Raw genomic sequence first — 20,733 nt, 5'->3', positions numbered from 1 at the left:
GTATAAACTTTTAGCTTCTTGACCACTTCTACTAAAAAAACAATTTCTTATCTACTCAAAGCCAGTATAGTAATAGTAGCCGGATTGTTTATTTACAGGCAATTTTCAAAAAAAAGCACCGAGCTACAGGAGTTTGAACTATTAGCATCCAATTTAAGTGTTTCAAGAGTGGTTTTTACACTTGGCATTGTGGTGTTACTTATGTTCTTAAACTGGTTTTTGGAGGCGCTCAAATGGCGTTACGTTACCAAAGCCCTGATAGCTATATCTTTATGGGAGGCTGTAGAAGCTGTTTTTTGCGGCCTTACCTGGGCTGTAACCACTCCTAACCGGATTGGTGAATATGGTGGCCGTGTTATGTTTTTACCAAACCGAAAAAGGATTCCTGGTGTTTTTGCTATGGGAGTAGGGGCATTTAGCCAGGCTTTAATCACCAATATACTGGGTATCATTTCGTCAGTTTGGTTTGTGCTAAGTTTTATTAATGATAAAAAATGGGCGTATATAACTGTTGTTGCCATTTTGGGCGTATTGGTTTTACTGCAGCTTATCGTTTATTTCCATATTAAATGGATGGTGTATTTATTTGATAAGATTGCCTTTATCCGTAAATATCATCGGTTTTTTGATGTGTTGAGCAGGTATAAAACCAATGAGCTTCTTAAAACCATGGCCTTTAGCCTGGCAAGGTACGCCACTTTTACATTTCAATATTACCTGGTATTCCAGTTGCTGGTGCCACAAGTCTCCATTATTCCTATGCTGCTGGTGCTTATGGTGTTTTTCTTTGTCACGTCAACATTGCCCTCGCTCGATTTATTTGATATCGGGGTGCGCGGTTTTACAGCGGCACACCTGTTTATATACGTTACAGATCAAAAATTGGCCGTTATATCCTGTGTTTCGCTCATATGGCTAATAAATTTGTTTATTCCTGCTATTTTAGGTTCTTTATTTGTTTTTAAACTCAAATTCTTTGATCGCAACGCTTAGTATCATTTCGTTACTGCTTACCTTCCTGTACGTGGCGTTAATCATGTATCTGGTAAAAGGATGGTTTAACGTTAAAACCACGCAACTTTCGCCTACAGGCTTTAATACCAGGGTTACCGTACTTATTGCCGCCCGTAACGAGGCCCAAAGTATCCATTTAACTATCGGCGACATCCTGGCACAGGATTACCCCAAACACCTGCTGGAAGTTATCATTGTAGATGATCATTCGACAGATAATACCGCTGATATTATAGCAAGCTTTGGCGGCCAAGGTATTACGTTACTTAAGCTTAACGAAAACCAACCTTTAAACTCCTATAAAAAGAAGGCTATTGCCGAAGCGATAAAGCTGTCATCGGGCGAGTTAATGGTAGCTACCGATGCCGACTGCCGCATGGGCAGCCAGTGGCTATCAACCATTGTTGGGCATTACGAAGCTTTTAACCCGGTAATGATATCATCGCCTGTTACATTTTTTGAAGAAAAATCGCTTTTTGAATTGTTGCAAACCCTGGAGTTTGCTTATTTAATAGGGATAGGCGCGGCATTTATAGGTAATGGCCGGGCATCAAACTGCAATGGGGCCAACCTTGCCTACCGCAAGGATGTATTTAATGAAGTTGGCGGCTTTGCAGGTATTGACGAACTGGCATCGGGCGATGATGAGTTGCTGCTGCAAAAAATTGCTGAACATTTTCCCGGCAAAATAGCTTTTCTCAAGCAGTCCGAAGCGGTGGTTTATACCCACGCCAAGCCCAATTTTAAAGAGTTTATGCAGCAAAGGCGGCGCTGGGCATCCAAGTCAACAAAATATAAGAATAAAAAGGTAGTGGCATTGGGTTTCGCCTTTTGGGGGTTCAATGTGTTATTGTTGCTCAACTTATTGCTTGGGTTATTCGACGTATATTTTTTTAAGCTTTTTTTAGCGCAGATACTCTTAAAAATTTTTGTCGAGCTTTTTTATATCATCCCCATTACTTCGTTTTTTAAGCGGAGCTACCTGGTTAGTTTAATTTTATTATTAACACCATTGCATATTGTTTATATTGCCGTAATAGGCGTAATAGGCGGTAATAAACAATACCAGTGGAAAGGCCGCATGGTAAAATAGCCCTGTTTTTAATATCAATGTAATTTGTAGCAACGCAATTGCTTATTGTGCCTATTTAAGCGATATTTAGCCAAACGGAACTATTAACTATTGGCCCAGCTTACCCCCTCAAAACGCACCTGGAACGCATTTAAGCGTAATAAAATTGCCATGGCTGGCCTTGTTTTCATTGCGATAACGTTATTGGTAGCTGTATTGGGGTATTTGATAATGCCCGACAACACCCCGCAAGCCAATAACATGACAATACAGCTAAGCATTAAAAAGCCCGGCACGAAATTCATGATGTTGCTTATACGCAAAGGCGAGCAGGTGGACACTGTGGGTTTTTTTAGGCGGATGTTTTTTGGACAGCCCTCATTTTACAGGGAAGTACCTATCACAGGGTATTATTTTAAACAGGATTCTATCCACGTAAATGAATATATTGGCAACGAGGATAAACCCGACCCCAAAGCCTACAATATTTTTGAAGTGGTAACCGGGATTAAACCGCGCTACCATTTTAACAAAGTATTGTTAAGCCCAACCTTCTCCTGCGAAAAAACCGCGGAGATATATAAAAATTTCAGTGATAAAATTAAAGGCGAGCAAATAACCACCAAAACTTTTTGGCTGGGTACCGATGTTTACGGGCGCGACCTGCTGAGCCGCCTGTTGCTGGGTACGCGTATTTCATTGGCAGTTGGGCTGATGTCGGTAATAATCAGCATGTTTTTAGGGGTAACCATTGGCTCCATAGCCGGGTATTTTGGCGGGTGGATTGATGGGGCTTTAAGCTGGGTGATGAATATATTATGGTCGTTACCGGCGTTGTTGCTGGTTATTGCTATATCATTTGCTTTAGGCAAGGGGCTTTGGCAAATATTTATTGCAGTAGGCTTATCCATGTGGGTTGAGGTAGCCCGCCTGGTACGCGGCCAGGTAATGAGCCTGAAACAGGTTGAATATGTAGAAGCCGCCCGCGCCCTCGGTTTCAATAACAGGCGTATCATTACCAGGCACATTTTGCCAAATATAACCGGCCCGATTCTGGTGCTGGCATCCTCAAATTTCGCATCGGCAATTTTGCTCGAGGCCGGGCTTAGTTTCCTGGGTTTTGGTGCACAGCCACCAATGCCAACATGGGGTGGTATGATTAAAGAGCATTACGGGTACATCGTCATGGATTCGGCTTTCCTGGCCATTATTCCTGGCCTTGCCATTATGCTGCTGGTGTACGCGTTTAACCTGGTTACAGTTGGTTTGCGCGATGCTTTCGATATAAAATCACAAAGTACACGCATTTGAAAATATTTTTTTTACTTTAGTCATGCGACTAAAAACAAATGCAATACAAAGACGATAGTTCTGGCGAAGACGAATTAATAAGGCTGTTGCTGAAACGGCAATCCGAGTTGAATTCCTTATTGGAGATCACCAGGGCCATTAATAAGAATACTTCTACCCCAATACTTATACAAATGCTTGAGGTAATCCTGCAAAACTATCTGCAGGTTGGCAAGCTCCGTTTCCTGATAGAAAAGGAAAATAAGTTTGTATGTATCTCTAAATACGGCGGCGAAACAGAGTCGGCGATGGCATTGAGCAGGGCGTGTGATAAATTAAAGAAGGTTAAGTCGCCTGTGGCGATAGCCGACCACCAGGATATTACCCTGCGTAAATACAATTATTTTATTCCGATATACCACAAAAGTAAAGCCCTGGCTTACGCGCTTATCGGCGATTTTGACACATCGGGCGAGATGTTAAGCAACGATCTTAACTTCATCCAAACCCTGATGAATGTGATCATCGTGGCGCTGGAGAATAAGAAATTATTTAAAGAGCGCTTACAATCAGAACGTTTTCAGCGCGAAATGGAGCTTGCCGTTGAGGTGCAGAATATGCTGATACCGCTGAGGATTCATAAAGATGATGCAGTAGAAGTTGGCGCTAAGTACCTGCCCCATCAAAACATAGGGGGCGATTATTTTGATTTTATCCGCCTTAATGAAAACGAATTTTTATGGTGTATTGCCGACGTATCGGGTAAAGGGATATCGGCAGCGCTGCTGATGGCAAATTTTCAGGCCAGCCTGCACGCCTGGGCCGCGGTGGAAGACGACCTGACCAATATTATTGACCGCCTTAATAAAATAGTGCTTAACAATACCAAGGGCGAACGGTTTATTACTTTGTTCCTGGCCCGGTATAACCAAAAGAAACGCAAACTAAATTATATTAACGCCGGCCATAACCCAACCATTCTTTTTGCTGATGGTGAGGCCATTCCGCTAAAACTGGGTACCACAATGATTGGTGTTTTTGAAGAACTACCTTTTTTAAACGAAGGAGAAGTGGATGTTGAACCCGGCAGCCTTATTGTAAATTATACCGATGGTTTGATGGATTTTGAATCAACCAGTAACAAGGTTTGGAACGAAGATAAACTACTTGCTTTTGTAAAAACACACGGACACTTGTCGCCCGATAATTTTAACGACCTGCTTTTAGATCACCTGAGCCTTGGGCATAAAAGCAAGCCAATAGACGATATTACCCTGCTTACATTGAAGATATTTTAATACACGCCAATTTCACGAATTGAAGCGAATTTAATACACACGAATAGGCGTGAATTGGAGCGAATTTCATCAATGCCGGTCAAGTATATTGCTGAACTATTCTTCGGTCCTGATACTTGATACTAACTACTCGATACTAAAAATTTTATCTTTGCCATATGTTAGCAGCAAGGTACCAATTTGAATTGATTGAAGCGGGATGTGATGAGGCCGGCCGCGGTTGCCTTGCAGGGCCGGTGTTTGCTGCGGCTGTTATCCTCCCTCATGATTTTGATCACAATTTACTGAACGACTCCAAGCAGGTATCGGAAGAGATACGGTATCAGCTACGCACAGTAATTGAAGAACGGGCCATTGCTTATGCTGTTGCATCGGTTGATAATTTTGAGATAGACGAAATCAACATTCTTAATGCCTCTTTCCTGGCTATGCATCGCGCTATCGAAAAACTGCACATTGCGCCGCAGTTTTTAATTATCGATGGCAACCGGTTTAAAAAATACCCAAACGTTCCGCACGAATGCATTATTAAGGGCGATGGTAAATATTTCAGTATTGCAGCGGCATCAATATTAGCCAAAACCTACCGGGACGACTATATGTTAAAAATTGCTACCGAACACCCGGAATATGATTGGCATACAAACAAGGGCTATCCAACTATAAAACACCGCGAAACGGTTATGAAAATTGGTTTTACGCCATATCATCGTAAAACTTTCAGGGTGAGCGACCCGCAGTTGAGTATTTTTTAAAGATACTTTGGGTATATGTTTTGATAACCACTTTCTGGTTGGTATTTTTGTGACAAACCCATCAATCATTTGAAGATCCTTATTTTAACACATCGTGTCCCATTTCCGCAAAATGGCGGATATGCCATAGTGGTGTGCAATACCATAAAAGGATTAATTGCCCTTGGGCATGAAGTGTCGCTGGTGGCGTTAAATGCGCAAAAGTATAGCAGCAGCTATTATGAAAAAGATGAGCTGGAAGATAAAATAAACTATAGCTCGTTTAAAATCAACATCAACGTATCTATGTTTGATGCTGCGGTGAACCTGTTTCGCAAAAAATCAAACAACGTAGATAGGTATTACGATGCCGAGTTTGAGAAATTGCTTATCAGGGAGTTAAAGCAAACGGCTTATGACATTATTCAGTTTGAAGGTTTGTTTGTAACACCTTACCTGGCATCTATCCGCAAAGTATCAAAAGCCAAGCTTATTTACCGGTCACATAACATCGAACACCAGGTTTATGAGCGGCTTGCGCATCAAAAAACCGACCTGCTTAAAAGGTGGTATTTGCGCATGGTTGCCCGCCGTATAAAAGATTATGAATTGCAACAGCTTAATAAGTTTGACGCAATTGCGGTATTTACAGCCGAAGATCAAAAAACGGTGCTTTCATACGGCGCCACCATTCCAGTCGAGATTTTTCCTGTTGGGATAGATCTTACCCGGTATCGCCCCGATTTTAAGAAAACAGAATTCCCCAGCTTGTTTTTCCTTGGTTCGTTGGATTGGCTGCCCAACCGCGAAGGGATAGAATGGTTTATTGACAATTTCTATAAAGACCTGACAGAAGGCGACCTGCGGGTTAAATTTTACGTGGCAGGCCATAACATTCCCGAGCGTTTTGACGACTATGAGGTAATGGGTAAAATATTTATCCAGGGCGAAGTTGACGATGCTTTTGATTTTGTAAATAGCAAAGCTATTATGATTGTTCCGCTTTTATCAAGCGGAGGTATGCGGGTGAAAATTGTAGAGGGAATGGCCATGCAAAAATGTATTATATCTACCGCCTTAGGAGCCGAAGGTATAAACTTTACCAATGGCACCAATATCATGATAGCCAATGATCGCGCCGAGTTTTACCATGCCATAGAACGGTGCATATCCGATGAAGAATTTTGCAAAAGCGTTGGCCTCAATGCGCGCAAATTGGTTGAGCAGCAGCATGATGTAAATAAGGTTGCAAAGGATTTGGTTAAGTTTTATGAGGAGCTAAGTAAAACGGATAGCTGAGTCAACTATCAGCTATAAAACCACTTTCTTAATTTGCAACCCGGCTTAATTTTCCTCACCAAAATAATTACCTTTGCGGCTGATTGAACTGACCGCATGAAGAATACTGCTTTAACCGATGTACATATAAAAGCCGGTGCCAAAATGGTGCCTTTTGCCGGCTACAACATGCCCGTGCAATACGTGGGTATTAACGCCGAACACGAAACCGTACGCAAGGCGGTAGGGGTGTTTGATGTAAGCCACATGGGCGAGTTTATTTTGAAAGGCGATAACGCGCTTGACCTTATCCAACGGGTTACAAGTAACGATGCCGCTAAATTATACGATGGCAAAGTGCAATACTCCTGCCTGCCAAACGAAGACGGTGGCATTGTAGATGATTTGCTGGTTTACCGTATTGACGAAAAGACGTACATGCTGGTAGTTAATGCATCAAATATTGATAAAGACTGGGACTGGGTATCCAAATACAATGCCAAGGGTGTTGATATGAAAAACATATCTGACCGTACATCATTGCTGGCCATCCAGGGCCCCAAAGCTGCCGAAGCACTACAAAGCCTTACAGATGTTGACCTGGTATCCATGGAATACTATACTTTTAAAAAGGGAAGGTTTGCCGGTGTTGATAATGTGGTAATATCGGCTACAGGTTACACCGGAGCAGGCGGGTTCGAAATTTATTTTGACAACCAATACGCAGAACAAATCTGGGAGGCAATTTTTAAAGCCGGTGAACCATTTGGCATAAAACCAATTGGTTTGGGCGCCCGTGATACCTTGCGTTTAGAAATGGGCTTTTGCCTTTACGGTAATGATATTGACGATACCACATCGCCATTAGAGGCCGGCCTTGGCTGGGTAACCAAATTCAACAAGGAGTTTACCAATGCTGAAGCTTTGCAACAACAAAAACAAGCAGGCGTAAGCAAAAAACTGGTTGGTTTTGAAATGATAGACCGCGGTATTCCACGTCACGATTACCCCATTGTTGATGTCGATGGCAATACCATTGGTAAGGTAACATCGGGCACGCAATCGCCGTCGCTACAAAAAGCAATTGGCATGGGTTATGTTGATAATGCCTTCGCCAAAGAAGGTACAGAAATTTTCATCAGCATCCGCGATAATAAAATCAAGGCTAAAATTGTAAAGCCGCCTTTTTACAAATAGGAAGCCCCTAACCCCCTGAAAGGGGAACAAGAGTCTGCACTCTAATTTATTGTTTAAACAAATGTCTGAAAGTATCGATAACCAAACTCCCCCTTCAGGGGGCCGGGGGGCACACGTTTGCCTTACCCCTGCATTGCTGCCACTCTTTAACGTGGAAGAATACATTGTAGTGGTTATTGATATTTTCAGGGCAACATCATCTATATGTTATGGTATTGAAAACGGTGCTGAGGCTATTATCCCGGTATCACAGGTTGAGGAGTGTTCCGCGTATAGAGAGAAAGGGCTGGATTACCTTTTGGCAGCAGAACGCGACGGAAAAGTAGTTGACGGCTTTGATTTTGGTAATTCGCCATTTTCATACACTATCGAAAAAGTTGCCGGTAAAACAGTGGTGCTTACCACCACAAACGGTACCCACGCACTGCATTTATCCCGCGCAGCTAAAAAGATTGTGATAGGATCGTTCCTGAACCTTACTGCATTAAGCGACTGGCTCAAAACGCAGAACGATAACGTATTGCTGGTTTGTGCGGGCTGGAAAAATAATTTCAACCTCGAGGATACGCTGTTTGCCGGTGCCGTAATCGATCAATTAAAAACTGACGGTTATATTTTGGATGATGCCGCGCTGGCCGCCAATGATTTGTACCAATTGGGTAAGCATGATATTAACGATTACCTCAAAAAGACATCCCACGGCGAGCGGCTTAAAAAATTAGGTATCCAAAAGGATATCGATTTTTGTTTGCAGGTAGATATCGCAACGGCTATCCCGGTGTTGGATGGGGAGCGATTGGTGAAATTACAGCAATAAAATTAGCAGGGTATTAGCGTCTTTTTATTCGGCATCCTTTTGCAGTTTTCTTTTTCTTGCCCATCTTCTGAACCACCAAAAACCTATAAGTGCTATAACTAAAACCGGCCAAAGTGTGATGATGGTAAAAAACAAGCCTTGTACAATATCCCAGCTTTGGGTTATTGCCTGTTTAAACCGGTAGCTAAAGCCATTTTCGTTAGTTGTTCGCTCGCCTTGTTTATTGTAAAAAGTGATGTCAAGCGAGCTGAAAGCAACCTGGCGAGTCATATAATTTAGCTGCCCCTGGGTTGACTCGATATCCGTGCGGATATCGGCTATCTTGTCTTCTATCTCCAATAAGTCGCTTGTTTTTGTGGCTCTTCTTAACAAGTCCAGGTATCGGCTTTCCAGTAACTGTTTATTTTTTAACCGGGTTGCTATGTCGATAAAATCTGAGGTAACATCTTTCCTGCGGATGTTTTTAGTGTCGATACTATCGCCGCTGGCTTGCAGCGCATCCAGGAACCTGTCGAAATTTTTTGAGGGTACGCGGACCTTTAAATCAAATTCTTTTTGACTGTTATCGCTGCCATTGGTTTCTGTTTCTTCGGCTACATAACCTCCAAGGCTTTGTAATGAATTTACTATTTTTTGTTTTGCAGCGTTAAGGTTGCCGGTGTGGAAACGGATCTCCCCTTCCTTAATGATCTTTTTTGAAGTATCAATCGTCTCTTTTTGGAGTGATATGCTTTTATCTGCAGCTGATTTAGCTAAAGAATTTGCGTTGCCAATGTTCTTTTCTTCTGCCATCGGCGGCGGTGCCAGCATGATATCCGCAGCATTCATTTTTGATGGCTCACTTTTCTTTTCGCATGAACAGAGCGCAATCAACAAGGTAAATGAGATAATATAATTTTTCATAATAAGGAAGTCTAGTTTTGAGTTTTAACGGCACTTTCCTTATTAAAGTATCTAAAATGCGACTTTTAACAAATTTAATTTTGTTAAATAATAAAAATAAATATATAATTTGGTCTTGCGCTATTTCAGCTTCTCGTTATTCTTATGCCGGTCGGCGTCACGGATGCTTTTCTTTTCCATATTCTTTTCCAGTGCATCCGTGAGGTCGATACCGGTTTGGTTAGCCAGGCATATCAGCACAAAAAGCACATCCGCCATTTCATCTGCCAGGTTTACCTCTGTATCCGATTTTTTGAATGATTGTTCGCCATACTGCCTCGCCATAATGCGGGCTACTTCGCCCACCTCCTCCATCAAAATGGCAGTATTGGTTAACTCATTAAAATACCGGATGCCCGTGGTATTTATCCACTTATCTACCAGATGCTGTGCTTCTTTAATTTCCATAAAAGTTGTTAAAATATTTTCAATGATTGTCTCTGTCCCTGGTATCCATCACAATGGTTACAGGGCCATCATTCAATAAACTAATCTTCATATCGGCACCAAAAATGCCGGTGGCTATTTTTTTACCGGTGATTGTTTGCAGCGTTTTTATCATTTGCTCATACATCGGAATCGCTTTATCGGGTTTTGCCGCCCGGATAAATGATGGCCGGTTTCCTTTCTTTGTTTGGGCAAATAGGGTGAATTGCGATATCAGCAATATGTCGCCATTGATATCGGCAAGGGCTTTGTTCATCAAGCCGTTCTCATCGCCAAAAACACGCATGCCTGCAATTTTATTGGCCAGCCAGTTTAGATCCTCGTCAGTATCGGCATCCTCGATACCCAGCAATACCAGGAAGCCGGCGCCAATTTGCCCGGTTATTTCACCATCAACTTTGCAACTTGCTTCGGTAACCCGTTGTAATACTGCCCTCATTATTCCGATTGTTTGGAAGTAGAAAGATAGTGCAAAAAAGGTTCAGGATACAATAAGCGTTGTTTTCTTTCTTGTCTGTCTATTCTCATATCTTGTTACTCACTCATAGTATATTAAAAAAGTCGTCATTTTTTGCTCAAAAACCGCTAAGTTCGCAACCGCTATTATTTTTTTACTGATAGGTTCACAATGACTACTAAAAGAGGCTTTACAACTACCCTATTACATGCCGACCGCCTGGGCAAGCCAGAGCATGGGTCTTTACATAAACCAATCCACACTTCGGTTACTTACGGGCACGAGGATGTGCAGGATTTGGTTGATATTTTTCAGAACAAAAAGAAAGGTTACGCATACTCGCGCCAGGGAAATCCTACGGTTACCGCATTGGAGTATAAAGTAACCCAAATGGAAAAGGGCTTGTCTTCTATCGCTTTCTCTACCGGTATGGCGGCTATTTCGGCCACCATTATGGCATTAATAAAGCATACAGATCATATTGTAGCCAGTTCGTTTTTATTTGGCAACAGCCGCAGCATTTTTCAAACGTATATTGATTTAGGTTTGGATATTACCTTTGTTGATGCTACAGATGTTGAAAACGTTCGCGCGGAAATAAAAGAAAATACCAAACTTATTTTTGTTGAAACCATTGCCAACCCTGCCACGCAAATTGCAGATTTGGAGGGTATTGGCACACTTTGCAGCGAAAAAGGAATTTTATACGTGGTAGATAACACCATGACGTCGCCTTACCTGTTTAACCCGGTTGATGTACAGGCAGGCCTGGTAATCAACTCGTTAACTAAATACATTGGCGGTCACGGCAATGCATTAGGCGGCAGTGTTACCGATACCGGCTTGTTTGATTGGAGCGTATACCCCAATATTTTCCCGAGCTTTAAAACCCAGGTAAAACCCGAAGCTTTGGGTATGACGCAGATTCGTAAAAAAGGACTTCGCGATGCAGGCGGCACTTTATCGCCCGAGGCTGCACACTCTTTGTCTGTAGGGTCAGAAACGCTGGCTTTGCGTTTGGAGCGGGCCTGTAATAACGCGCTGGCGTTGGCTACATATTTTGAAAGCCATCCAAAAATTAAAAAGGTATTTTATCCGGGCCTGGAAAGCCACCCACAACATCAGCGTGCCGGTAAGTTGTTTGCCAAATTTGGCGGGCTGATGAGTATTGAACTGGACGACAGTATTGATTGCCTTGCATTTTTAAACAAACTACAGCTGGTAGTAAAATCGAGCAACCTGGGCGATACCCGTACCCTGGCTATCCCCGTAGCCCAAACTATCTTTTTTGAGCTTGGAGCCGAGCGCCGTGCCGAAATGGGCATCCCCGAAAGCATGATCCGCCTATCGGTAGGTATCGAAGACCTGGACGATTTGGTGGAAGATTTTAAGGCAGCTTTGGAATAGAATCGAGAGGTTAGAGTCAAGAATTAAGACGATATTTTTAGAGGACAAAGAATGAAAACATGCAATAAAAGTTCATTCCTTGTCCTTTTTATCTTTGCGCTTTGTTCTGCATCGTGTAGGCACGATCGCGTGGTTAATACTTCCTTTTATTACTGGAAAACCGTTTATAAGGCCAATCCTGCCGAGCAGGCTTATCTACGGCATTTTCACACCAGTAAATTGTACCTGCGGATAATGGATGTTGATATGGACGAAACGGGCACCTCGCCTGTTCCAATATCGCCCATTACCTTTAACGCTCAACTGCCGGATACTGTTGCTATTGTTCCTGTGGTATTTATCGTTAACAACATTCTCAAAAACATCACCCACCCTCAGCTTGATGACCTGGCCGGTAAAATCAGCAATTTTGTTGATGGTAAAATACACCAGGCCGGCAAATACACGTTTGATGAGTTTCAGGTGGATTGTGACTGGACGGCAAGTACCCGCGAGAATTACTTTTATCTGCTGAAAAAACTGCAACAGGTACCTTACTTAAGAAGCAGGCGTTTTTCGGTCACGCTAAGGCTTCATCAAATAAAAAATCAAAAAAGCAGCGGCATCCCACCGGTTAGCCGGGTAATGTTAATGTGTTATAACATGGGTAACCTGCGCAAGTATGGGCAGCAAAACTCCATCCTGGAAATTGCCGAACTGAAGAAATATATCGGCGATAACATGAGCAACTACCCCATGCCGGTTGATGTTGGTTTGCCGCTTTTTAGCTGGGCGGTGGCCTTTCGTGATCATGAGTACATTGGTATTGCAAAAAGAATTTCGATTGATGATTTGCATAACAAAAATCAGTTTATATTTATAGGAAATAACATTTACAGTGCTAAAACAGACCTGCCCGATGATGGCTTAAAAGCCAATGACGAAGTAAGATGGGAGGCAGTTTCGGCCGGTGATTTGCAAGCCACAGCCGCTTACTTATCGCCGCTGATAAAAGCAGATACACTAAATGTCATTTATTTTCACCTTGACGAGCCAGTAATAAAAACCTATACCTATGCCGACCTTGAAAAAACTGATCATATTTTCCGTTAGTCTTATCGCTTGCTTTTTTATAGGAATAATTATTGACCTGGCTTGTGGCCCGGAAGCCGACCCTTACGATTATTATGCTTCTTTTTTTCATAACACGATACAGGAGAATGATAATTATAAATCATTTTATTTTAACGGGATGTCGTTTTTAAATGAGGACCATGACCCGCTTGACGAGGCAAATGTTAATAGCGCCGAATGGGCTGCGCATTTAGGTAAAGGCGTATTAGAAGGCGACGTGAGCAAAGCGATGTATGAATTTAACAGGCCTGTTGATTCGTTATTGCTTTTAAATTATTTAAAGCCGAACGGTAGGCTACCTGATAGTCTGAAAAAAAATACGTTCTTAAGAGTGCTCGTTTCAGGAAGTAACAATGAAGCGTTGCAATATTATCGTTTTGCAAAAACATTGGAGCCGTTAACCGTCTCATCTGTTGATATTAGATGGAGTACAACGTTGCCAGATAAAAAGTTGATGCATGCTAAAGCACGCGAGGCGGTAAAATATGCCAAAACTACTGCTGATAGTTTTATAAAGCTGCGCTATTATTACCAGGCACAGCGCTTGATGTATTATGCCGGCGAAGAACTTGGTGCAACTAAATTATATGTCAAACATATAGCAGGTTCTAAGTCAAAAAGTCACGTTAAAGGTTGGGCACTTTCATTAAGAGCAGGAAGCGAATGGAGAACAGGCGATCCGGCAAAGGCAGCTTACTTGTTCTCGGTAGTGTTTGCCCGTTATCCCGAGCGACGGATACAGGCTTTTTACGAGTTTAATGGTATTGACATTCCGATTGCAAGTATTACGAAATTTGCCAAAACCCCCAACCAAAAAGCTTACGTGTACGCGATCAAGGGGTTTCGCAACCCCAAGGTGAGTCTTTCTGCACTTGCCTCGGTTTATCAGTGTGCACCAAAATCAGAATTGATAAAAATGTTGTTGGTGCGCGAAATCAATAAAATAGAAGAGGCGTACCTTTGGTCAAAAATTAATAAAAAAACACTTTCTAACCCTTACGATTACTATAATTTTGTTTTTACGCCTAAAGCCAATTCCGTAAAAAAACAAGAAACATATTTACCCCGGCTTAAGGCATTTTGTAATCGCCTTGCAAATGAAGGAAAATATAGCCAGCCAGCATTAGCCAAACTTGCGGTAGCCTATCTTTCCTGGATGCAGCATAACAATTCCGACGGTTTTAAAGCTTTAGCTTCGATAAAAGGTGTACTAACTCCTGCGCTTGAGGATCAGAAACAAATGATAAAGCTTTTACTATTAGCCCAAAAGATAAATAAGCTCAATCGTATGAACGAAGCGGAATTGGCAACATCTTTATCATGGTTAGATAAAAAGGTAAAGTGGGAGGCCGCTTATACCAAATACCCATTGGGAACTAATTATGGAAACGATAGCTATTATCTTAAAAGCTATTCAACATCAGCACGCGATTTTTATAAACTGGTATTGTCGCCAATTTATCTAAAACAAAAAGATACCGCGATGGCCGCCCTCGTAATACTCAGGGGTGATCAAACAATACCCATTTATAGAGTGGCTCCTGGCTTTAATATGCCGGATTTTTTACAACGCAAAGTACGTTCGCACGATCTAAAAAAAATGATATCATTGATTAAAGACCGTAACAAAACACCGTACCTGAAGGTGCTCACTTCGGAGATAAACCAAAAGCTAAGCTACGATATATATGACCTTTTGGGCACAGCTTATTTGCGAGAGCACAAGTATGTAAATGCATTTGGGGCCTTTAAAAATATCCCGAAAGAGCTGGCGAAACATACACCATATACCGATTGGGCGGGAAAAGAATATAGTGCAGACCCTTTTTTCGAGAACGAGCGCATGGGTAAACCTACATATAAAAAAACGGCTTACACAAAATCAAGCTTTGCGCTGCGTATGGCTAAATTAGAAAATCTTGTAAAAACCGATCCCCGGAATGCAGCACAATATTATTACCAAATAGCAACAGGCATGTATAACACATCGTATTACGGTAATGCATGGTACTTGATTGCTTATACCTGGGCCGAGTATGATTTTGACCGTAAACGCGATGAGTATTACGACACCGATTTTTTAAGAGCCTCTAATGCAAAGAAATATTACCTTAAAGCCCGGGCTTTAAGTAAAAACAAGGATTTTGAGGCCCGCTGTACCTTTATGGCAGCCAAATGTTGTCAAAACCAGGTTAGGTACCCGCAACATTATTACCTTACCGATAAGGAATACCAAATAGCAATTAATAAATACAACGTTATGATGGAGCATAATCCCTATTTTGTTGAATTGCATCAAAATTACTCAAAAACTGCTTTTTATAAACTTGCCATAAATGAATGCAGTGATTTCAGAGATTTTATAGCGGGGAGGAAAAAGTAGGGGTTTATTATCGAACGATGGGCCAGCACATGAAGCTGTCTTAACTCTTGATTCTAATCTCTTGACTCTCTTCCCTACGCCCTGGTATCATTCCCATGATAAATGCTCAAATAGCTTTCATAACGTGATAGTTCAATATCACCCTCTTCCAAAGCTTCCAGCACAGCACAGCCTGGCTCGTTAATGTGGCGGCAGTTGTTAAAACGGCACTGGTTCATGCGCGAGCGCATTTCAGGAAAAAAGTGGCTTAATTCGTTTTTTTCTATGTCGATAACACCCAATTCGCGGATGCCGGGGGTGTCGATAATAAAGCCGCCCTGGGGTAGTTCAAACATTTCGGCAAAGGTGGTGGTATGCATGCCTTTGTCGCTCCACTCAGATACCATGTGGGTACGCAGGTCAAGGTTGGGCAACAAGGCGTTAATGAGGCTTGATTTGCCTACGCCGGAGTGGCCCGAAAACAGCGTTACCTTATCTTTTAAAAGTTCCTGTACTTTATCAATGTTGGTGCCCTCCAATGCTGATACTTCAAAGCAGGGGTATCCAATTTTTTCGTAAACGGCTTTCAGGTCGGCCAATATTTCCAGGCCTTCGTCGCTAAACAGGTCTACTTTGTTAAATATCAATCGGGCAGGTATATCATAAGCCTCGGCAGTAACCAAAAATCGGTCGATAAACCCTAAGGAGGTGCGTGGCGAAGCTAAAGTTACTACCAACAGCGCCTGGTCAAGGTTGGCGGCTATAATCTGGGCCTGCTTGCTCAGGTTAATAGCCTTGCGGATTATATAGTTTTTACGCTGGTGCAGTTTGGTAATTACCCCGCTTTCCTGCTCGGGTTCCATTTCAAATTCCACCACATCGCCCACGGCCACCGGGTTGGTGGTGGTGATGCCTTGCATCCTGAATTTGCCTTTTATCCGGCAATCAATCCGTTGGCCATCGGGTGTTTGCACCTGGTACCAGCTTCCGGTTGATTTGATGAGTAATCCCTGCATAATAATTAAGGCTCAAAAGTAACAAATACTATGCATACCATTGTTAAAACAGGGAAATAGCTATAGCCAGGGGTAAATAGTTAACGGCGAAAAGCTGTTATTTAAAAATAGCTAACGGAATAAGCTTATGGCCTGGGGAGATATGAGCATTAAGCGAAACCTTGTTTTTATTGCATGATGCTGGTTAAATGATGGAGCTGCCCAAGCGACTTGTATGGGCCAACACCAGGCACAAATATTTGGATGCGCCTAAATTGCGCAATCAGTTTAGTGTTAACCATGATAAAATATAAAATATTGATTATTAAATACTTATGAGTGTTTTATCTGAAATGTGTTAAGTTATGTTAACCCAATTAGATGCGTTTGCCTTGCACAATGCTGTTAATGAGGCCTCCGTTTTTAAAAAAGTAAAATAAAGCTTGCTTATTATAAAAATATCTATTTACTTTGTCGACATTATAAGTATGACAGCTAACAACACCATTATTACAACAATTATTACCACCGGCATAAAACTCGGAGGAAGATAATCGTATGGTGTAAAACATAAACAAAAGAAACCAAATGAAGCCTTCCTCCAAAAACGAGGAAGGCTTTTTTATTATTTATATTGCTAAAACCACACAATGAAAGTTTTAAAATTCGGCGGCACATCCGTAGGTTCCGCCGCAAGTATCCAAACGCTTTTAAACATATTAAAAGGCGAAGTAAAAAATGAAGTTAAGCCGGTTGTTGTATTATCGGCGATGGGCGGGGTAACCAACCTATTGGCCTCAATGGCCGAAGATGCCGCCAATGGTAAAGAGTTTACCGCTCAACTGGCCGAACTGGAACGCCGTCATTTTGAAGTAGTAAAAACACTGCTCGACGTGCAAAACCAAAACCCGGCCTTCACCCGTTTAAAAATTCACTTTAACCAGTTAGAGGAATTACTGCAGGGCGTATTAACGCTACGCGAGCTTACCCCCAAAACCCGCGACCAGGTACTTAGCTTTGGGGAACGCTGCTCGACCATTATGGTGAGCAAAATTGCCGCCCAGCATTTTAAAGACGTATTATATGTTGATGCTGCCGATGTAATTAAAACAGACAGCGCCTTTGGTAATGCCAAGGTAAACACCGACCTGACCGAACTGCTGATAAAGACTTTACACCAGGAAAATAAAGATAAAATATTGTTTGTTACCGGTTTTATTGCGGGTAACGATGCCGGCCAAACCACAACATTAGGCCGCGGCGGCTCAGATTATACCGCTGCTATCTTCGGCGCGGCGCTTAATGCCAATGAAATTCAGATATGGACTGATGTAAACGGTATGATGACCGCCGACCCACGCATGGTTAAAAAAGCATTCTCATTAACCGAGCTTACTTATACCGAAGCCATGGAACTTTCCTACTTCGGTGCCAAAGTGATCTATCCGCCAACCATGATCCCGGCTTTCCTAAAAAAGATACCTATTGTTATCAAAAACACTTTCGAGCCTGAATTTGAAGGTACGGTGATCCGTCATGATTGTAAGGCTTCAAGCCTGCCTATCAAGGGCATTTCGTCTATCAACAATATCAGCATCCTTAATTTAGAGGGCAGCGGCATGGTAGGTAAATCGGGTTTTAGCGGCCGTTTATTCTCGCTGTTAGCCAGGGAGCAAATCAATATCATCTTAATCACCCAGTCATCATCAGAGCACAGCATCACCTTTGCGGTACAGCCACAGGATACCGAAAAGGCCAAACAGCTGATAGAACAGGAATTTGAACTGGAGTTGTTAGCTAAAAAGCTGGAGCACCTGGTTATCGAAAAAAACCTGGCCATATTGGCCGTGGTTGGAGAAAACATGAAGCAAACGCCGGGCATGTCGGGTAAGTTGTTTCATGCACTGGGGCGTAACGGGGTTAACGTGAGGGCTATAGCCCAGGGTTCGTCGGAGTATAATATCTCGGTTATCATTTCGGCTCAGGATCTTTCAAAGGCCCTCAATGCAGTACATGATGCTTTCTTTGTACAGCTAACTAAAACGCTTCACGCTTTCTGTTTAGGTACCGGCAACATTGGTAAAACGTTGTTTGCCCAGCTAAATGCCCATACCGATTACCTGAAAGATAATAACGGCATCCAGGTAAAAGTTGCCGGCATCAGCAATACGCGTAAAATGACTTTTAACAGTGATGGTATTTCTTTAGATACCTGGCAAAATGATATAGAAGCATCACCATATAGCGCCGATTTGAAAGAGTTTATTGCCAGGATGAAGGCCATGAACCTGCCCAACTGTGTGTTTATTGATAATACCGCCAGCCCTAAGCCAATTGAGTTTTATGAGGATGTGTTTAAAGCTAATATATCGGTAATCACCTGCAATAAAATTGGCAACTCGGGCAGTTATGCGCAATACCGCACTTTTAAAGATACCGCGCGCCGCCATGGAGTCGATTTCTTTTACGAAACCAACGTTGGTGCCGGCCTGCCTATCATCAACACCCTAAAAAACCTGATGAATAGCGGCGATAGGGTGCAACGCATTGAAGCTATTTTATCAGGAACCATATCGTTCATCTTTAATAACTTTAAGGGCGATGCCAACTTTCACGATGTGGTGAAAGAGGCACAGGAAAAAGGATATACCGAACCCGACCCACGCGACGATTTGAGCGGTAAGGATTTTATGCGCAAAATGCTCATCCTGGCCCGTGATGCAGGCTACCCGATGGAAGAAACCGACGTTGATATTGAAAGCGTATTGCCAAAAGCCAGCCTTGAAGCAAAATCGGTAGATGATTTTTACGCTACGCTTAAAGCAGAAGACGCCCACTTTGCAAAGCTAAAAGATCAGGCCGAAAAAGACGGCAAGGTGTTACGCTACATAGGTAAGCTGGAAAATGGTAAAGTAACGATCACCCTGCAAATGGTTGATGAAAATCACCCGTTTTACATGCTATCGGGCAGCGATAACATTATATCGTTTACTACCGATAGGTACAAGGAACGCCCGCTGGTAGTAAAAGGCCCGGGCGCCGGCGCAGAAGTAACGGCTGCAGGTGTATTTGCTGATTTGATAAACTTGGGCGCGAATTAGAAGTCCCCTAACCCCCTGAAGGGGGAACTATAGTTTGATAAATTTATATGGAAGATAATAAGACATTCGAAACAACTAAACCCTCTTTGGCACCCCCTTCAGGGGGCGGAGGGGGCGTACACGTTTTTGCCCCGGCCACCGTTGCCAACGTAGTTTGCGGCTTTGATGTGCTGGGCTTTGCCGTTAATGAGCCGGGCGACGAGGTGATTATGCGGATGACCAATAAACCAGGCATCACTATAAGCAAAATTACAGGCGATGACGGGCGTTTGCCAATGGATCCTGCTAAAAATACGGTGAGTGTGAGCGTTCAGCATTATTTGCAAAGTGTTGGCCGTACCGATGTTGGATTGGATATCGAGCTGCATAAAAAAATGCCGATAGGTAGCGGGTTGGGTTCAAGCTCGGCCAGTACGGTGGCCGGTTTGTTTGCTATTAAAACCTTGCTAGGCGATGATAGCGATCCTGCAAAATTGCTGCCGTTTGCGATGAAGGGCGAAGAAATGGCTTGCGGTCATGGCCATGCAGATAACGTAGCCCCGGCATTGTTAGGTGGTTTTGTACTCATCCGCAGTTACGAACCTTTGGATGTAGTGCGTTTGCCGCATCCGGCAGGTTTGTGGTGCGCCATCGTATTCCCTGATGTGGATGTACCAACAAGGGAAGCGCGTCAAATCATCCGCAAGAACATCCAGATGAAAGATGCGGTAACCCAATGGGGCAATATTGCAGGACTGGTAAGCGGTTTGTTTATGAATGATATTGACCTGATTGGCCGCAGCATGAAGGATGTATTGGTTGAACCGGTACGTTCCATGCTGATACCTGATTTTTACAAAATGCGCGAAATGGCGATGGAATTAGGCGCGGTAAGCTTTGGTATCTCCGGCTCTGGTCCTTCTGTTTTTGCCTTCACAAAAGACGAGGATACAGCGCACCGCATAACCCAAAAACTACAAAAACATTTGACCGGTTTAAAAATAGGCTCTAATGGCTACGTATCAACGATAAATGATGCCGGGCCGAAGGTGCTGGGATAAGTCAAAAGTAAAATTCCAACAACGAATCTAAAACCACGTCATTGCGAGGCACGAAGCAATCTCCGATATGCCGGGGAAATAAGCTTGGTGTGCAGCCAGTCCTAAAGAGATTGCTTCGTGCCTCGCAATGACGGGAGCAAAAAACAAATCCGAAATCGAACATCCGAAT

17 protein-coding genes are annotated in these 20,733 nt (G+C 42.8%); 13 read left to right on the top strand and 4 right to left on the bottom strand.

Translation table 11 applies throughout. The features are described from left to right. Positions 1–18: 18 nt before the first annotated feature. The 8 genes from AC1DV1_RS02765 (at position 19) to AC1DV1_RS02730 (ending at position 8,700) form a co-directional block, all read left to right on the top strand. Positions 19–993, top strand: a complete 975-nt coding sequence (locus AC1DV1_RS02765; protein WP_477354897.1) for a hypothetical protein — start codon at positions 19–21, stop codon at positions 991–993. Continuing rightward, positions 977–2,107 carry a glycosyltransferase family 2 protein gene (locus AC1DV1_RS02760; RefSeq protein WP_477354894.1) on the top strand — a complete coding sequence of 377 codons (1,131 nt, stop codon included), beginning with the start codon at positions 977–979 and terminating at the stop codon, positions 2,105–2,107. The genes AC1DV1_RS02765 and AC1DV1_RS02760 overlap by 17 nt, the downstream gene beginning before the upstream one ends. A gap of 90 nt (positions 2,108–2,197) precedes the next feature. Continuing rightward, positions 2,198–3,397 (top strand): ABC transporter permease, encoded by a 1,200-nt coding sequence (locus AC1DV1_RS02755; protein ID WP_477354891.1) that lies wholly within the window; start codon positions 2,198–2,200, stop codon positions 3,395–3,397. A gap of 38 nt (positions 3,398–3,435) precedes the next feature. Beyond that, a complete protein-coding gene (locus tag AC1DV1_RS02750; RefSeq protein WP_477354888.1) occupies positions 3,436–4,674 on the top strand; it encodes a PP2C family protein-serine/threonine phosphatase in 1,239 nt (412 codons plus the stop codon). Positions 4,675–4,832: 158 nt separating this feature from the next. Continuing rightward, positions 4,833–5,429, top strand: coding sequence for a ribonuclease HII (locus tag AC1DV1_RS02745; RefSeq protein WP_477354885.1), 597 nt, complete (start codon positions 4,833–4,835; stop codon positions 5,427–5,429). 69 nt (positions 5,430–5,498) lie between these two features. Further along, the gene (locus AC1DV1_RS02740; RefSeq protein ID WP_477354882.1) at positions 5,499–6,707 is read left to right on the top strand and encodes a glycosyltransferase family 4 protein; all 1,209 of its coding nucleotides are present in this window, start codon (positions 5,499–5,501) and stop codon (positions 6,705–6,707) included. Between the two features lie 96 nt (positions 6,708–6,803). After that, positions 6,804–7,883: a glycine cleavage system aminomethyltransferase GcvT gene (gcvT, locus tag AC1DV1_RS02735; RefSeq protein ID WP_477354879.1), complete on the top strand. Its 1,080-nt coding sequence runs from the start codon at positions 6,804–6,806 to the stop codon at positions 7,881–7,883. 61 nt (positions 7,884–7,944) lie between these two features. Continuing rightward, complete coding sequence (locus AC1DV1_RS02730; protein WP_477354876.1) at positions 7,945–8,700, top strand: 2-phosphosulfolactate phosphatase; 756 nt, start codon at positions 7,945–7,947, stop codon at positions 8,698–8,700. Between the two features lie 24 nt (positions 8,701–8,724). On the opposite strand, the gene AC1DV1_RS02725 is transcribed toward AC1DV1_RS02730, so the two are convergent. The 3 genes from AC1DV1_RS02725 to dtd all read right to left on the bottom strand — a co-directional run bounded on the left by AC1DV1_RS02725 (position 8,725) and on the right by dtd (position 10,528). Then, positions 8,725–9,603, bottom strand: coding sequence for a DUF4349 domain-containing protein (locus AC1DV1_RS02725; protein WP_477354873.1), 879 nt, complete (start codon positions 9,601–9,603; stop codon positions 8,725–8,727). A 120-nt stretch (positions 9,604–9,723) separates the two neighbouring features. Then, a complete protein-coding gene (locus tag AC1DV1_RS02720; protein ID WP_090638190.1) occupies positions 9,724–10,050 on the bottom strand; it encodes a nucleotide pyrophosphohydrolase in 327 nt (108 codons plus the stop codon). Positions 10,051–10,069: 19 nt separating this feature from the next. Then, on the bottom strand, positions 10,070–10,528 hold the full coding sequence (dtd, locus tag AC1DV1_RS02715) for a D-aminoacyl-tRNA deacylase (protein ID WP_477354870.1): 459 nt from the start codon (positions 10,526–10,528) through the stop codon (positions 10,070–10,072). 189 nt (positions 10,529–10,717) lie between these two features. Between dtd and AC1DV1_RS02710 the strand changes: the two genes are divergently transcribed. From AC1DV1_RS02710 to AC1DV1_RS02700, 3 genes are read left to right on the top strand one after another with little or no spacing between them, the layout of a single operon-like run. Further along, positions 10,718–11,953 (top strand): cystathionine gamma-synthase family protein, encoded by a 1,236-nt coding sequence (locus AC1DV1_RS02710; protein ID WP_477354867.1) that lies wholly within the window; start codon positions 10,718–10,720, stop codon positions 11,951–11,953. A 51-nt stretch (positions 11,954–12,004) separates the two neighbouring features. Further along, positions 12,005–13,045, top strand: coding sequence for a hypothetical protein (locus AC1DV1_RS02705; RefSeq protein WP_477354864.1), 1,041 nt, complete (start codon positions 12,005–12,007; stop codon positions 13,043–13,045). Further along, positions 13,008–15,449 (top strand): hypothetical protein, encoded by a 2,442-nt coding sequence (locus tag AC1DV1_RS02700; RefSeq protein WP_477354861.1) that lies wholly within the window; start codon positions 13,008–13,010, stop codon positions 15,447–15,449. Before AC1DV1_RS02705 ends, AC1DV1_RS02700 begins: the two co-directional genes overlap by 38 nt. Positions 15,450–15,523: 74 nt before the next feature. Here the strand turns inward: AC1DV1_RS02700 and rsgA are convergent, their stop codons facing one another. After that, positions 15,524–16,444 (bottom strand): ribosome small subunit-dependent GTPase A, encoded by a 921-nt coding sequence (gene rsgA, locus AC1DV1_RS02695; protein ID WP_477354858.1) that lies wholly within the window; start codon positions 16,442–16,444, stop codon positions 15,524–15,526. A 629-nt stretch (positions 16,445–17,073) separates the two neighbouring features. Between rsgA and thrA the strand changes: the two genes are divergently transcribed. Further along, a complete protein-coding gene (thrA, locus tag AC1DV1_RS02690; protein ID WP_477354856.1) occupies positions 17,074–19,524 on the top strand; it encodes a bifunctional aspartate kinase/homoserine dehydrogenase I in 2,451 nt (816 codons plus the stop codon). Between the two features lie 47 nt (positions 19,525–19,571). Further along, the gene (locus AC1DV1_RS02685; RefSeq protein WP_477354853.1) at positions 19,572–20,564 is read left to right on the top strand and encodes a homoserine kinase; all 993 of its coding nucleotides are present in this window, start codon (positions 19,572–19,574) and stop codon (positions 20,562–20,564) included. The last annotated feature ends 169 nt before the right edge of the window (positions 20,565–20,733 follow it).

This window comes from Mucilaginibacter sp. P4_D1 (genome assembly GCF_056401935.1).
Note: the sequence above shows the minus strand (reverse complement) of the source record. Positions and strands in the feature narration are given on the sequence as shown.